This is a genomic window from Halobellus ordinarius, assembly GCF_031823395.1.
Lineage (GTDB): Archaea > Halobacteriota > Halobacteria > Halobacteriales > Haloferacaceae > Haloquadratum > Haloquadratum ordinarius.
Map to the genome: position 1 here is coordinate 357280 of NZ_JAVQKJ010000005.1, position 13747 is coordinate 371026.

Here is a 13747-nt window from a genome sequence, read left to right on the forward strand (position 1 = left end):
TGTGGGGTCGTCTACGAGGTACGACAATGAACTCTACCCACCGCCGAGGGCTTGAACCTTCGGACGCGACAGCCGAATCGCACAGACCCAACACCCGACTCCGCACCGACGGCGGCGAGACGAGCGCCGATTCGACCGACGACTTCCGCCACGACACGTGGTTCGACGCGTTCAAGGCGTCGACACGGCAGTTCGCCGCCGAAACCGAAGATTTAGAGGCCATCCTGGCGGGCGACGCCGGCTTTCACACCTTCTTCCACACCGAGGGCGTCGACGTCACCCGCGGCGTCCAGACGGCCATCTACCAGGGCCTCTACGACACGCTCGAAGAGCTGTACGTCGACGAGGAACTGGTCGAACAGAGACACGGCGAATGCACGCCCGAGGCAGTCGCCGACGAGGTCATCGAACAGATCACCCACGAGCACGGCGTCTCCCTGAGCGACCACGTCGAGGAGACGATTCGCGACCGCGTCACCGGGCGGGTCCGGGATAACATCGACAACCGCGGCGGTGAAGCGTAATGACCGACGACACGCTCACCCTCCGCGCGACCGGCCCGGCGGAAGCGTCGCTGGAAACCGACCACGACGGCGTCCCGATCGCGACGACGACGGAACGCCAGCTGGACGCCGAACTGGATTTCAACGCCGCGGCGTTCCAGAAACTCGGCGCGGCGAACACGCGCGGTGCGTTCCTTCGACCCGACGCGGTCGCCGACCTCGTCTGCGAGACGCGGTCGGGATCGGACGGCGACTTCGCGCCGCAGGAGGGCTGGACGCTCGAACTCTCCGGCTCGTTTGCGGCCTACGGGCAACTCGCCTACGAGATCGCCGACGACGTGCTGCGGACCGACGCGAGGGACAAGACGGCCAACGTGATGTGCCACGTCCTCGACGCCCTCGCCGAGTACGCCGTCGACGACCGCCCACGGCTCGTGATGCTGGACATCTGCGACAGCTACGACCCAGCGGACTACTCCAGGCAAAAACTCCTCAGCGCGCTCGCTGACGCGCCTGAGTCGATGCCGGACGCGACGCCGCCAGCGGAGGCGATGGCGGATGACTGAGACCGTCCGGGCCTGTCCCGATTGCGGCGAGGTCACGGACATCTTCCGGCGGATGCCGGGGAAGGGCGCCTCACACCACGACGAGCGAGCGCCCAACTGGCGCTGTTCGGCCTGCGGCGCGGAGTTCGACGAGCCCGACGAGCGCGAAAAGCGAGCCGAAGCGCCACCGATCACGGGCCCGGCAGCGGCGCTCGTGGAGGCCTCGGCCGAGGACGTGCCGGGAGGGGCCGACTGATGGCCGACGCCGACTGCTGGAGTCCGATCCGACTGCGGGCCGACGACGCCTACCACGACGTCGCACAGCTGCACCTCCACGAGTTCGCCCGGGCCGACGGAGGGCTCACACCGTGAGCGACCCGCCAGAGTTCACGCCGCGAGCGGCGGTCAAACGGTGGCTTGAACGCGAGCGACTCGACAAGGCCGAACAGACGGTAATCGGCTACCGAGGCCAGCTCAAACTGTTCGTCGAGTACTGCCAACGCGAGGACATCGATCGGCTCGGCGACGTGACTCCGTGGGACATCCAGGAGTTCGAAACGGTCCGACGTGGTGAGGACATCGCCACGGTCACGCTTCGAAACGAACTGCTGACGCTGCGGCAGTTTTTGCAACACTACGTCTCGCTCGGTGTCGTCGACGAGCACGTTCCGGAGTCGATCGAGCTTCCGAAAGTCCCGAGAGAAGAACAGACGTCCGACACGATTCTGGAAACCGAGGCGGCGCAGAATCTCCTGGAAGTGTTCCGTGAGGGGACGACCGAGCGGTTCGGCCGGGGCCACGCGTTCCTCGAACTGGCGTGGTATACCGGCGCGAGGATGGGCGCGATTCGCGGCCTCGACGTCGAGGATGTGGATTTCGGTGAGGGCTACGTCCAGTTCCGACACCGACCTGAAGAGGACACACCGCTGAAGAACGCCTACGACGGGGAGCGTGCCGTTGGCATCAGCGACGACGTGATAACGGCACTCCAGGACTACATCGTCGAGGAACGCCCCGACGTGACCGACGACTACGGCCGGAAACCACTGTTTGCGACGATCCACGGTCGGGCGAGTCTTACGACGCTACGGAAGGCGGCGTACAACGCGACGCTCCCGTGCCGGTACGGCGACTGTCCACACGGAAAGGACCGCGAGACCTGCGAGTGGACGGTGGCGAAGCGCTCCACGAAGTGCCCGTCGTCGCGATCTCCGCACCAGATCCGTTCGGGCTCAATCACGTGGCAACTGAACAGCGGTCTCCGGGCGGACGTCGTCTCGGAGCGTGTGAACGCATCGGAGGACATCATCACGATGCACTACGACAAGGCGGACCCTGTCGAGGAGTTCCGCCAGCGGCGGAAACGGCACCTGAACAAGCTCGAAATTTCGGAGTCAGAAGAATGAAAACTACACGACAGCAGCGGGGCAAGAAGACGAAGGCCGCCCCAACCCATACGCGGTCCGAACCGTTGCGATATTCTCATATTCTTCGGTCTCAGCCCAGCGGCGTCTCGATGGCCACCTGGGCGTCGTCGATGGCGCGGCTGATGCGGGGGACGAGCGCGGCCACTGAACTGTCGGTGTAGCCGTCCTGGCCGTCACTCCGAAGGATTTCCTGAGCGCGCTGGAGGTCGTCGACAGCCGCACGGAGTCTGTCGTTCGACCGCTCGGCCGTGCCCTCCTCGGCGGCGGCGACCGCGTCCTCGACGGCCCGCTGGGCGCTCGATAGCAGTTCGAGCACCTGTCCCCTCGCGCCATCTCCCTCCGCCAGGTCACCCGCGAGGTCGCGCAGGTCCCCCAGGAACGCCGCCAGCGAGCGGGCCAGCGACGCCTTGCCCGTTTCCACGGTCTCCCTGACGGTGTCGTCGGCATCACCGAAATCGGACGGGGTGACGCGGTAGGCGCCACGTCGCCCGTCCCCGTCGACCACCTCGACCGTGTAGGTCCCCGCGCGGTGGACCGGAATCTTGTACCGATCCGGTTCGACCGGGCGGCTATCGTACACCGTGCCGGCGTAGTCCTCGATGACTCGCACGCGCTCGATACCGTTCGCGGCGCGGCCGTCGCCCCGAATCGTCGCGGCGTCCTCGCTGGCGACGACGGTGAGTTCCCCGCCGGCGCCGGCACGGACCAGTCCGCCGTCGTGGTCGAACCGCTCGGCGATCGGCGCGTAACCGGGCCCGTTGACCACCAGCAGGTGGTCGCCCCGCTCGACACGCAACAGGCCGAAGACGCCGCCGCGGGTGACCGTCGCGACCGGGTCCGGACTGGCCAGCCTGACGGCGGCCTCGACCGGGACCCCGAACAGCGAGACGGGAATCTGGTCTGCCAGGGCCGACTGGGCGTCGTCGCTCACATGCTCTACAGTCCCTTCGGCGCCTGCCCGGAGCTGTCGAACTCTGCCGACGACACGGTCGGCGAGCCCACCGGGCACGTCGCCAGCGATACTGCGGCGGTGTTCCGGGTCGGTCACATCCGCCAGTGGGTCCGCAAAGCGGGGCTGCTCCCACGGGATGCCGACAGACGTGATATGGCTGGCGAGTCGGTCCTCGGCAAAGCCCGGCACGGCGAACTCGAAGCTCAGCTGTGGACCCACGAAATCGTCGATGGCCTCGCGGACTCGCGCCATCGGTTCGAGCGCGTATGTGACGTCGCCGTCGGTCCGGCTCTCGGGGCTGGTCAGCACGATCCCCGGCTCCCGGACCGGGATATCCGTGGGCGGCCGCGGGAGACCGTTCCACGAGCCGACGGTGACCCGCTCGTCGATGAAGTCCTCGCGGTTGACCGACAGGTCCGGATGCTCGTCCAGCGGCTGGCCGTCCAGTTCCGGCATCACGAACGGCAGCCGCGCTCCCTCGTCGCGTGGCAGGCCGTAGGCGAACGGGGCACGGACCCGCGCGGAGATATCGACGGCATCGTTCGTGATGTCGGAGTCCCAGTCAGAGGACGGGACCCGTTCGAACGTCGGGACGACGGCGTTGGTCTCGCAGGTGCTGGAGTGGGAGCCGACCTCCGCCAGCACCCCGGGCCGACGTTCCTCCGCGGTGGGCGGGTCGGCATATTCGTTGTTGGGCACCTTCCGGGAGTGGGCGCTGGCCGACAGCAGCAGGGGTGTCCCCGTCTCACGGTCGACGAACACCTGGAGTAGTTCCCAGTCGTGCCAATGGAAGTTCACCGTGAACTGGTCGAACGCCGAGTACATCCAGTACTGGATGACGTCGATACCTGGACTGCCGGCGTCCGCGACCACGTTGTAGAAGACCGTCGGCCACGGCGGCGACTCGGGGTCGGTGAAGGCCGCGGCGTAGCTATCGAGGGCGTCGAAGCCATCCAGGACGCGATCGCCGGCGCCGAGTAACTCCGTGGGGTCGGTCGGGTACCACTCTTCGAGCCGGCCGAAGTACAGGTCCGGCGCATACCGCTGCACGATGGCTGGGGCGGTCGGCTCCGGCGTGGCGGTGACGGTGGGCTCTGGAGTCGGTTCGGGTGTCGGTTCCGGGTCGGCCGGTTGCTCGACCGGGCGTGTCTGGAACCACGCCGTCGCGGCGCCTCCGCCGGTCAACACGCCCGCGGCGAAGGCGCCAAGGACGCGCCGTCGACTCGACTCACCGGATCGCTTTCGTTCCTCATCCCCAGTCATAGCGCGCCTATTTCCGGCCAGAGGGGATATACTTTGACTCGGCGCTGGTCGGGGTGGGGTCCGATGGTCTCCGAACGGCATTGTACCCGAACAGAGTCCATCCCTTCGCCTCCCCTGACAGAAGCCTGAGACGGCCCTCACTCCGTGTGATCATCACTACGTGCAGCGGGCACCAGCCGTTGTCGATCCAAAAATCGACCCGCGAAACTTCGCCGTGAACCGCTCTCCCGCCTATTCGAGGTCGAAGCGGTCGTGGGTCATCACTTTGTGCCAGGCGTCGACGAAGTCCTCAACGAACTCCTCCTCGCCGTCGGCGGACCCGTAGACTTCAGCGATGGCGCGGAGCCGGGAGTTCGATCCGAAGATGAGGTCAGCGCGGGTCGCTTCCCACTGAACGTCGCCCGTGTCGCGGTCGCGAAGTTCGTAGCGGGTTTCGGACTCGTCGGCCACCTCCCACTCCAGATTGTTGTTGAGCAGGGTCTCGAAGAATTCGTTAGTCAACGCGTCGGTATCGTCGGTGAAGACGCCGAGGGCCGATCCCTCGTAGGTCGCACCCAGCGTCCGCATCCCGCCGACCAGCACCGTCATCTCGGCGGGCGTGAGGTCCAGCAGATCGGCCTTGTCGACGAGTAGCTCCTCGGCCTCCTGCTCGGCGTCGTCGCTGAGGTAGTTCCGGAAGCCGTCCGCATCCGGTTCGAGCACCTCGAACGACTCGACGTCTGTCTGCTCCTGCGTGGCGTCGGTGCGTCCCGGCTCGAACGGGATGGTGACGTCGTAGCCGCCGTTCGCCGCGGCCTGTTCGACGGCCGCGTACCCGCCCAGCACGATCAGATCGGCGAGGGAGACTCTCGTATCGTCCGACTGGGCGTCGTTGAAGTCCGCCTGGATCGCCTCGTACGTCGCAAGCACCGATTCAAGCTGCTCCGGCTCGTTGGCCTCCCAGCTCCGCTGGGGTTCGAGGCGGATGCGGGCGCCGTTTGCGCCGCCGCGCTTGTCGCTGTCGCGGTACGTCGACGCCGCCGCCCACGCGGTCTTGACGAGCTGCGAGATGGACAGCTCCGAGTCGAGCAGCTCGGATTTGAGTTCGGCGGCGTCCGCCTCGTCGATCAGGTCGTAATCGGCGTCAGGCAGGGGATCCTGCCAGAGCATCGTCTGCTCGGGGACCTCCGGTCCGAGGAACCGTTCCGGCGGGCCCATATCGCGGTGAATGAGCTTGTACCACGCTTTCGCGAAGGCGTCCTGGAACTCCATCGGGTCCTCGCGGAACTCTTCGAGGACCTCCCGGTAGTCCGGATCCTTCTTCAGCGCGATGTCCGTCGTCAGCATCATCACGTCTTCCTTCTCGGCGGGATCCTCGACGCCGGGAGCGGCGTTGTCGAGTTCGCCGTCTTCCGTGGTCCACTGCCACGCCCCCCCGGGACCTTTCTCCGGCTCCCACTCGTGGTCGAGTAGGTTGTTGATGTAGCTCATATCCCACTGGGTCGGCGTCGTGTTCCACGGGCCCTCGATCCCGCTCGTGATCGCGTCGGGACCTTTGCCCTCGCCGAAGTCGCTCTCCCAGCCGAGTCCCTCCTGCTCGATGGGGGCCGCGGCGGGTTCGGGCCCGACGTGTTCCTCGGGATCGTCGGCGCCGTGGACCTTCCCGAAGGTGTGGCCGCCGGCGATGAGCGCGACCGTCTCCTTGTCGTTCATCGCCATCCGGCCGAACGACTCCCGGATGTTCTTCGCCGAGCCTTCGACGTCCGGCTCGCCGTTCGGCCCCTCCGGATTCACGTAGATGAGGCCCATCACGGTGTTGCCAAGCTTCCCCGCGAGGCTCCCGTCCTCTTCGAAGCGGTCGGGCGACGTCGTCTCCCACTCGCTTTCGGGACCCCAGTCGACGGCTTCGTCGGGCGTGAAGTCGTCCTCGCGGCCGCCGGCGAAGCCGAACGTCTCGAAGCCCATCGACTCCAGGGCGACGTTACCGGCGAGGACGATGAGGTCGGCCCACGAGATCTGTTGGCCGTACTTCTGCTTGACCGGCCAGAGCAGTCGTCGGGCCTTGTCGAGGTTCACGTTGTCCGGCCAACTGTCGATCGGCGGAAGCCGCTGTCGGCCGCCTGCTGCCCCGCCACGCCCGTCAGTGGTGCGGTACGTGCCGGCGCTGTGCCACGCCATCCGAATGAAGAGCGGACCGTAGGTGCCGTAGTCGGCCGGCCACCAGTCCTGAGAGGTCGTCATTACCTCCTCGAGGTCTTCTTTCAGCGCTTCGTAGTCGAGTTCCTCGAACTCCTCCGCGTAATCGAACTCCTCGCCCAGCGGACTCACGTCCTGTGTGTTCTGGTCGAGGATTTTCAGGTTCAGCTGATTCGGCCACCAATCCTGGTCGGACCTGTTCATCGTTTACTGATTATCGCTTCGGCATATAATATTGACTAATCTGGAAAGCGATCCTTCGCTGCCGCAAAGCGATTTATCGAATACGTGAAACTCTATCCGCGATGAGCTACTCTTTCGGAGTTACCACGGCGTTTTCGAAGAATCGTTTTTCACAGAGTCGCAATGACCACTCATATACTGGTTCGCGTCGGGGCTGTCGCGACAATGGTGGAATCGGCACCGAACGAACAGACTAAACTGACCATCTAAACGGACGGCTGAAACAGAAAGGTCGCCACGGATGGACTCCGCGACGGGAGGTCCCGACGAATCCGACCTTCTCGGATTCAGCTCCCGGCTCGTCGTCTGCCGGCCCAGACGAGGATAGCCACCGCAAGGGCTCCGACGGCAGGCCAGACGTCCGTGCTGGCATAGAGGTTGCCAGCCGGCGGCAGCCACCCGGTGAGCGGGAAGAGATACGGCGGTGCGATTCCGTCGACCCGAATCACGAACAGATCCAAGAACAAGTGGGTTGTGCCGCCGCCGACGAGCGACAGGAATGCGACGCCGCGGTCGGAATCGCGGATCGTCAGCGCACCGATCCCTCCGAGGACGACGGCTCCACCGAGCGTGTGGACCGCCCAGAAGGAGTAGGGAATTCCCGAAATGCTGCCGACCGAAATATCCAACAGGACGGTCGCCTTCATCACGTCCGGCATCACGGCCCCGACCATCACGACCGGGAGATATCGATCTGGGAGGGACGTCAGCCGGACGGCAAGGACGCCCAGAGCGTACGCGAGCAGCACGTGAGTGAGCAGATCTGGCATCAGGTCCCCTCCCGCGGGACGAACTGCCATTCGTCGGTGTCGATCCGCCATCGTCGGAGAAAGGCCCCCGCAGCGAGGAGGCTGCCGAGCACCGAGACGCCGTACATATACGTCCGATCAGCCGGCGACTGCGCGTGATACGCGGTCGTCTCGAACTGCCGGTCGGGGGCCAGAGTACCGTATATCTGGACCTGATCTCCGACCGCGACCGTCCCTGGTTTGGGCGCGGTCACCCTGAGCCGTAGCCCCTCGAATCCTATCACAACGGACCCGTCCTCGATTCCCACAACCTCGCCCCACAGATGAGCCTTTTCGCCCACGTGTGTGGAATATTCTTCGCCGATCGCCTCGGAATCCGGGTAGGCGTCGGACCCGTTGAACTGAAAACCGAACCCGACGACCAGTCCGGCGAGGATGACGACCAGGGCGATGAAAGCCGGAAGACGACGCACACGAACAACGGGACACCTCCGTGTATTTACCGTTTCGCTCTCGCATCGCCTCATACTGGTTACTCTCACTTTTTACCGCCGAGCGCCACCCCTGTCGACGGCGCTCGGCGGGAAGAGACGAGAGTAATCAATATCAGTGCATCTGTCCGTACAACGAGTACAGCACGAACAGCATCCCGACCGCGACGATCGCGGTCTGGATAGTACCAGCCAGAAAGATCGAGAGGCCGAAGACGTCGAAGAGGATGCCTTCGATGACAGCGCCGATGCTGATGAACAGGAACCCGATGGCGACGTATAGCATCGGCTCGCTGCCGTAGACTCTGTATCCACGGTACGCCTGATACGTTATCAAGAGGCCCAGTCCGACTGTGATCAGTTTCGCGATGACGAGTTCGATGTGCATAGTTAGGTGTCCCGGATGTCGTTCCAGATGCGCGAGAACCGCTGTGCGGCGTCCTCTCGAACGTGGATGTTGATATCGATGGCCCCGTCCTCGATATCGACGGCCAGCCGATCGACGTTCGCCTCGTAGACGCTGTGGTGGCTCCCGTCGGCCTCGATCTCCGTCCCTTCGACGAGGAGGTCGCTGTCGACCATCTCTTCGACGCGGCGGTAGATCGTCGAGAGGGCGACGTCACACTCCTCGCTCAGTTCTTTCGCCGAGAGCGACTCGCGACTCGTGGCGGCCATAATCTGGCGGACGCGTTTCTCGCCGAGGAGTTCCAGCAGTTCGTCGGCGCGATCATCCTCGGACACGGCTGTTCCTCGCAATAGCAGGAAATCAGGCCAGAGTGCTTAAATAACGGTGAGTTTTGCGTCGCGTGCAAAACAGCGACTCTGTCTTTGTAGCCCCGTCTCCTCGGTTCAACTGAGAGGTGACCGATGATGCCAACCAATAAACTGTGCACGCGTCGACGAGTGCTGGGAGTAGCCGGCAGCGCTGCGGTCGCCGGCCTTGCTGGCTGTACGGGCTCGGGAGTGGGCGGTGCCGCCGAGGATGCTGAGTCCACTGCGACTGCCGAGGAAGACCACCAGGATGGTGGGACGGCGACGGAACACCACGACGACGAAGGCGGTCACAACGAAGAAGGCGGCCACGACGAAACCGAAACGGAATCTGGGCACCACGACGAAGAGGACGGTCACGGACACGACGAGACGGTCGGGGAGCCGACCGAGACCGCGGAGGTCGCGATGCTCTCGACCGACGACGGCGAACACTTCGAGCCGCACGTCGTCCGCGTCACCGTCGGCGGGACGGTCACGTTCGTCAACGAGAGCGGCAGCCACTCGACGGCGGCGTATCACCCGGACAACGACCAGCCGCAGCTCGTCCCCGACGGGGCGGCGTCGTGGGACAGCGGTCTCCTGTCGGAGTCGGGGGCGACGTTCGAGCACACCTTCGAGACCGAGGGCGTCTACCACTACTACTGTGCGCCCCACGAGACGATGGGTATGATCGGGAGCGTCATCGTCGGCGAGCCGGACGCACACGATCAACCGGCGCTGGAAGACCCGCCGGAAAGCAAGCCAGAAGCCGTCCGCACCAAGATCGCGGAACTCAACGAGATGTGCAACGAGGCGCTGGGCCACACTCATTAGATCGGTTCTAACCCTTTCGTAGTCGATCGCCATCCCTCCATCTTCCATTCTTTTGGTCGCGGTGGGGTGTGTCTCCCTCACGACGCTATCACAGAGACGGCCACCATCGCGTTCGACTGATAAAAGTCTATTACCGGGACCCGTGGAGTCACCCACGATGGGTGGCCAGCGATCGTCGCGCCGGTGGGTGTACGTAGCGCTGGGCGCGGCCGTGATGGGCGCGGCCGGAACATACCAGTTCGTCTGGTCGTCGCTCAGTGCCGCGGTCGGGGCCCGAATTCCCGCCTCACAGACCGCGCTCGGGACCGTCTTCACGCTTTTCGTGGTGACGCAGACACTCGTGCAACTGCCGGCGGGGAGCATCCGGGATCGCTACGGCCCACGGAAACTCCTCGCCGTCTCGGGGATCCTGATGTTCGCGGGATACGTGGGACTCGCCGTCGCCCCGATCCTCCCTGTGGCGTTCGCGTCGTACGCGATCGGCGGTCTCGGGGCCGGGATCGCCTACACCGTCGCGATCAACACGCCGGTCAAGTGGTTCGACGAGTACCGCGGCCTGGCGACCGGGATCGTCTCGATGGCCTACGGCGGCCTGAGTTTCGTGCTGATCCCGCTGGTGCGAGGGGCGATCGACGCTGCCTTCACCCGGACGCTTCTCGTGATGGCGGTGGCCGTCGGGGTCGTCGGACTGCTTGCGGCGGGCGTGCTCCGCGATCCCCGCCGTGAGACCGGCGAATCCACGTCGAGCGCGTCGACGGAGCAGAGACCCGATTCCAGTTCGGATCCCGATTCCGATACCCGGGCGGATACTGACGACGCGCCCGCGACGTCGACGGAGGCAGTCGGGTGGCGGACCGCGGCACGAACGTGGCAGTTCTGGGTGTTCTACGGCGTGATGGTCGTCGTCAACGGCGTGGGACTGATGCTGATCGGCCAGTCGGTCGGGTTCACGACCGGACTCGGACTCTCGCCGGCGACAGCAACGACCGTGGCCTCGGTCATCGCGCTGGCCGACGGCGGCGGGATCCTGGTACTCGGTGGGCTGTCGGATCGGTTCGGGGGCGAGCGGACCGCCGGCACCTCGCTCGTGTTGTGTGGATTCTCACTCGCCGCGGCAGTCGCGAGCGGGGTTCGTGGGTACGGGACGCTGTTCGTCGTGTTCGTTGGCGCAGCAGCGTTCTTTCGAAGCCCGGTGTTCGCGATCTTTCCGAGTCTCGTCGGCCACTACTACGGCGAGGCGCGCTCCTCCGAGAACTACGCGGCGATCTACACCGCGAAAGTCCCCGGCGGCGTGTTCGGCGGCACCGTCACCGGCGCGATGATCGCCCTCCTTGGCTGGTCGACTGCCTTCTACATCGGCGCCGTCCTAGTGGTGGCTGCAGGCCTCGGGGCGTTCGCCCTTCGTCCGGTGCAGGGACCAAACGATTAACCCCGTGGACAGGGTATAGTATTCTATGGAATACACAACACAGACCACAACCGATGGTGAGTTCGACGACGTGGTCGACGCCACGATTGCTGCACTCAACGATGAGGGGTTCGGTGTCCTCTGTGATATCGATATCCAGGCGACACTTGAAGAGAAACTCGGCGAAGAGTTCCGCCAGTATCGGATCCTCGGTGCGTGTAATCCCTCGCTGGCGTACGAAGGATTGAACGAGGAGATCGAACTCGGTGCGCTCTTACCCTGCAACGTCATCGTCTACGAGCGCGACGATGGCGCTGTCGTCGTGAGTGCAGTCGACCCGGGACAGTTGATCGGGATCACGGACAACGACGCGCTTGATTCGATCGCAACCGAGGTCTCCGAGCGATTCGACCGTGTCCTGACCGCCGTTACGGACGAGTTCGATCCCGCATCGGAGGCCTGAGTTGGGATGTCTTCCTCCGATCGACTGGATCCGACGACGATACTGCTCCTGATCCTCGGAGCGTTCATCCTCCTCCCCTTGCTGATGATGGGGTTAGGGTTCGGCGGGATGATGGGGTACGGAGGAATGATGGGCCAATACGGGGGGACAGGTGGCTGGTGGCCGTTCGTCGGGATGCTCTTCCCGCTCGTTTTGCTCCTCGTGCTCGTCGGCGGTGGTTACCTCGTCTTCCGGCGCATAAGCGAAACGCAGGCGGATCAGGATTCCGCGATGGAGGAACTCCGTATGGCGTACGCTCGTGGCGACCTCACCGACGAAGAGTTCGAATCCCGACGCGAGACGCTCGAACGATCGGAGTGATTACTACCTGATCCGCTTGGAATCTGCTCGAACGACTCAGTATCAAGTAGAAAGTCTCGAAGCGAGCGGCAATACCGTGTGGTCGCAGAAGCCTGCCGACGCGACAGTCTCGGGTTAGTCGAAATCTGGCAGGTCGTCGGGTGCCTCGTACTCGGTTTCCCACGTGATGTACTCGTCTTTCAGCACGTCACAGACGGTCTGTCCCAGTTCGGTCAGGCCAGCGTTGATCGCCGACACCGACCCCCACGAGTCGAGGTCGGGGTGGTAGTTCCGCTCTTTCCAGTCTTCCGGGATCCCCGGGGCGTGGTAGCCGACCCGTTCGGCGAAGGAGTCCCAGAAGAAGTCGAACTCACGGAGCAGTGCGAGGTCGGTGACGATCGCGAAGTCCTCCTCGTCGAGGTCTGTCCGCGCGGCCCAGTCGGTGAACGCCTCCTCCCAGGCGCCGTCTCGAAGTAGCTGTTCGATCTCTTCGCGCTTGTAGTCGGTGTCGCCCACCACCTCGGCGTCCTCGTAGTCGTTCGGATCCATCTCCTCGAGTTCGGGCGGCGCCGGAACGTCGACGTTCAGAGACATACCGGCTCTTCGGCGTCGACGCCCATATACTGTCGGACGTGACACCTGCACAGTTCGTCACGGCTCGGATCGCGAACTGATCGACAGAGCGCAACCGACCCATTCTGTCTCAGTCACCCGCGTCGTTCCCGGCGATGGCGCCGCATCCGCATACTGGGACCCAGGACCGATTGTTCCGGGAGTATTACTAAATGAGCACCGTCCCATTGTCCGCCGTATGTCAGAGGAGACACTCTACGAATCGGAGGAGACGCGAAGCCGGAACGGGATCGCCACCTACCTGCGACGGCTGGCGCGCGCCCTCGGACGCGGCGAACCCCTCCCGGCGGACGAGGAACAGACAGTCACGGTCGACCCGCCGATGGAGCCCGAACTGGCGGTCGAAGTCGAGCGCACCGGCGACAAACTCACCCTCGATGTCGAAATGGAGTGGGTGGAGGAGGATGGCGACCTCGACATCGACGCCGGCGGCAGTAAAGCGACCTTCGAGCTCTACGAGGACACCGCGGGACAGCGCCGCTGGCGACTCGTCCACGACAACGGCAACATCATCGCCGACAGCGGCGAGGGGTACGCCTCGACCCAAAAGGCCAAACAGGGACTCGAAAGCGTCAGAACCAACGCCCCGGGCGCGGCCGTCGTCGACCAGTCGAAAGACGACGAGTCCGAGAACGTAGAGAGCGGCAGCGACGCGACCTTCGAGCTGTTCGAGGACAAGGGCGGCAAGTGGCGCTGGCGGCTCGTTCACGACAACGGTCAGATCATCGCCGACGGCGGCCAGGGGTACGCCTCGAAACAGAAGGCCAAGCAGGGACTCGACAGCGTCAAGGAGAATATCCGCGGTGCCGCCGTCGAACTGCAGGACTAGCCGCCCGGGCGACCGCCGCCACCCTGACCCCTTCTTGTTGCGTCACTCCGGGCCGACAGCCACCTCGGCGGCGTCATTCGAGCCAACAGCCACCTTGGCGGCGTCATTCGAGCCAACAGCCACCTTGGCGGCGTCATTCG

Annotated in this window: 16 protein-coding genes; 9 read left to right on the forward strand and 7 right to left on the reverse strand. The window is 64.7% G+C overall.

Going from position 1 to position 13747, the window contains the following annotated elements; translation table 11 throughout:
• Nucleotides 1-26: 26 nt before the first annotated feature.
• From RJT48_RS08450 to RJT48_RS08465, 4 genes are all read left to right on the forward strand, one after another.
• A complete protein-coding gene (locus RJT48_RS08450; protein ID WP_311171827.1) occupies nucleotides 27-524 on the forward strand; it encodes a hypothetical protein in 498 nt (165 codons plus the stop codon).
• Nucleotides 524-1069 carry a hypothetical protein gene (locus RJT48_RS08455; protein ID WP_311171828.1) on the forward strand — a complete coding sequence of 182 codons (546 nt, stop codon included), beginning with the start codon at nucleotides 524-526 and terminating at the stop codon, nucleotides 1067-1069. The genes RJT48_RS08450 and RJT48_RS08455 overlap by 1 nt, the downstream gene beginning before the upstream one ends.
• Nucleotides 1062-1304: a hypothetical protein gene (locus RJT48_RS08460; RefSeq protein ID WP_311171829.1), complete on the forward strand. Its 243-nt coding sequence runs from the start codon at nucleotides 1062-1064 to the stop codon at nucleotides 1302-1304. The genes RJT48_RS08455 and RJT48_RS08460 overlap by 8 nt, the downstream gene beginning before the upstream one ends.
• Before the next feature lie 112 nt (nucleotides 1305-1416).
• Nucleotides 1417-2454, forward strand: coding sequence for a tyrosine-type recombinase/integrase (locus RJT48_RS08465; protein WP_311171830.1), 1038 nt, complete (start codon nucleotides 1417-1419; stop codon nucleotides 2452-2454).
• A 91-nt stretch (nucleotides 2455-2545) separates the two neighbouring features.
• Here RJT48_RS08465 and RJT48_RS08470 read toward each other — a convergent pair whose 3' ends face one another.
• The 6 genes from RJT48_RS08470 to RJT48_RS08495 form a co-directional block, all read right to left on the reverse strand.
• Entirely contained in the window at nucleotides 2546-4690 is a 2145-nt protein-coding gene (locus RJT48_RS08470) for a hypothetical protein (protein ID WP_311171831.1), read from the reverse strand.
• Between the two features lie 231 nt (nucleotides 4691-4921).
• The gene (gene katG, locus RJT48_RS08475) at nucleotides 4922-7069 is read right to left on the reverse strand and encodes a catalase/peroxidase HPI (protein ID WP_311171832.1); all 2148 of its coding nucleotides are present in this window, start codon (nucleotides 7067-7069) and stop codon (nucleotides 4922-4924) included.
• Between the two features lie 326 nt (nucleotides 7070-7395).
• Entirely contained in the window at nucleotides 7396-7878 is a 483-nt protein-coding gene (locus tag RJT48_RS08480; RefSeq protein ID WP_311171833.1) for a metal-dependent hydrolase, read from the reverse strand.
• On the reverse strand, nucleotides 7878-8330 hold the full coding sequence (locus RJT48_RS08485) for an OB-like fold-containing membrane protein (RefSeq protein ID WP_311171834.1): 453 nt from the start codon (nucleotides 8328-8330) through the stop codon (nucleotides 7878-7880). The genes RJT48_RS08480 and RJT48_RS08485 overlap by 1 nt, the downstream gene beginning before the upstream one ends.
• A gap of 133 nt (nucleotides 8331-8463) precedes the next feature.
• Nucleotides 8464-8736, reverse strand: coding sequence for a DUF7521 family protein (locus RJT48_RS08490; protein WP_311171835.1), 273 nt, complete (start codon nucleotides 8734-8736; stop codon nucleotides 8464-8466).
• A 2-nt stretch (nucleotides 8737-8738) separates the two neighbouring features.
• Nucleotides 8739-9089, reverse strand: a complete 351-nt coding sequence (locus tag RJT48_RS08495; RefSeq protein ID WP_311171836.1) for an ArsR/SmtB family transcription factor — start codon at nucleotides 9087-9089, stop codon at nucleotides 8739-8741.
• A gap of 129 nt (nucleotides 9090-9218) precedes the next feature.
• On the opposite strand from RJT48_RS08495, the gene RJT48_RS08500 reads away from it, so the two are divergent.
• The 4 genes from RJT48_RS08500 (at nucleotide 9219) to RJT48_RS08515 (ending at nucleotide 12166) form a co-directional block, all read left to right on the forward strand.
• Entirely contained in the window at nucleotides 9219-9935 is a 717-nt protein-coding gene (locus tag RJT48_RS08500; protein ID WP_311171837.1) for a plastocyanin/azurin family copper-binding protein, read from the forward strand.
• Nucleotides 9936-10092: 157 nt separating this feature from the next.
• Nucleotides 10093-11364 (forward strand): MFS transporter, encoded by a 1272-nt coding sequence (locus tag RJT48_RS08505; RefSeq protein WP_311171838.1) that lies wholly within the window; start codon nucleotides 10093-10095, stop codon nucleotides 11362-11364.
• Nucleotides 11365-11389: 25 nt separating this feature from the next.
• Nucleotides 11390-11806 (forward strand): DUF302 domain-containing protein, encoded by a 417-nt coding sequence (locus tag RJT48_RS08510; protein ID WP_311171839.1) that lies wholly within the window; start codon nucleotides 11390-11392, stop codon nucleotides 11804-11806.
• Nucleotides 11807-11812: 6 nt separating this feature from the next.
• The gene (locus RJT48_RS08515) at nucleotides 11813-12166 is read left to right on the forward strand and encodes an SHOCT domain-containing protein (protein ID WP_311171840.1); all 354 of its coding nucleotides are present in this window, start codon (nucleotides 11813-11815) and stop codon (nucleotides 12164-12166) included.
• A gap of 114 nt (nucleotides 12167-12280) precedes the next feature.
• Here RJT48_RS08515 and RJT48_RS08520 read toward each other — a convergent pair whose 3' ends face one another.
• The gene (locus RJT48_RS08520) at nucleotides 12281-12739 is read right to left on the reverse strand and encodes a DUF7992 family protein (RefSeq protein WP_311171841.1); all 459 of its coding nucleotides are present in this window, start codon (nucleotides 12737-12739) and stop codon (nucleotides 12281-12283) included.
• 217 nt (nucleotides 12740-12956) lie between these two features.
• Here RJT48_RS08520 and RJT48_RS08525 point away from each other — a divergent pair, with 217 nt between their 5' ends.
• On the forward strand, nucleotides 12957-13607 hold the full coding sequence (locus tag RJT48_RS08525; protein WP_311171842.1) for an HVO_2922 family protein: 651 nt from the start codon (nucleotides 12957-12959) through the stop codon (nucleotides 13605-13607).
• The last annotated feature ends 140 nt before the right edge of the window (nucleotides 13608-13747 follow it).

Bases quoted from the DNA above. Each gene is read 5' to 3' on its own strand.
- RJT48_RS08450 (WP_311171827.1), top strand. From the start codon at position 27: ATGAACTCTACCCACCGCCGAGGGCTTGAACCTTCGGACGCGACAGCC.
- RJT48_RS08455 (WP_311171828.1), top strand. From the start codon at position 524: ATGACCGACGACACGCTCACCCTCCGCGCGACCGGCCCGGCGGAAGCG.
- RJT48_RS08460 (WP_311171829.1), top strand. From the start codon at position 1,062: ATGACTGAGACCGTCCGGGCCTGTCCCGATTGCGGCGAGGTCACGGAC.
- RJT48_RS08470 (WP_311171831.1), bottom strand. From the start codon at position 4,690: ATGACTGGGGATGAGGAACGAAAGCGATCCGGTGAGTCGAGTCGACGG.
- katG (WP_311171832.1), bottom strand. From the start codon at position 7,069: ATGAACAGGTCCGACCAGGATTGGTGGCCGAATCAGCTGAACCTGAAA.
- RJT48_RS08480 (WP_311171833.1), bottom strand. From the start codon at position 7,878: ATGCCAGATCTGCTCACTCACGTGCTGCTCGCGTACGCTCTGGGCGTC.
- RJT48_RS08490 (WP_311171835.1), bottom strand. From the start codon at position 8,736: ATGCACATCGAACTCGTCATCGCGAAACTGATCACAGTCGGACTGGGC.
- RJT48_RS08500 (WP_311171837.1), top strand. From the start codon at position 9,219: ATGCCAACCAATAAACTGTGCACGCGTCGACGAGTGCTGGGAGTAGCC.
- RJT48_RS08505 (WP_311171838.1), top strand. From the start codon at position 10,093: ATGGGTGGCCAGCGATCGTCGCGCCGGTGGGTGTACGTAGCGCTGGGC.
- RJT48_RS08510 (WP_311171839.1), top strand. From the start codon at position 11,390: ATGGAATACACAACACAGACCACAACCGATGGTGAGTTCGACGACGTG.
- RJT48_RS08515 (WP_311171840.1), top strand. From the start codon at position 11,813: ATGTCTTCCTCCGATCGACTGGATCCGACGACGATACTGCTCCTGATC.
- RJT48_RS08520 (WP_311171841.1), bottom strand. From the start codon at position 12,739: ATGTCTCTGAACGTCGACGTTCCGGCGCCGCCCGAACTCGAGGAGATG.
- RJT48_RS08525 (WP_311171842.1), top strand. From the start codon at position 12,957: ATGTCAGAGGAGACACTCTACGAATCGGAGGAGACGCGAAGCCGGAAC.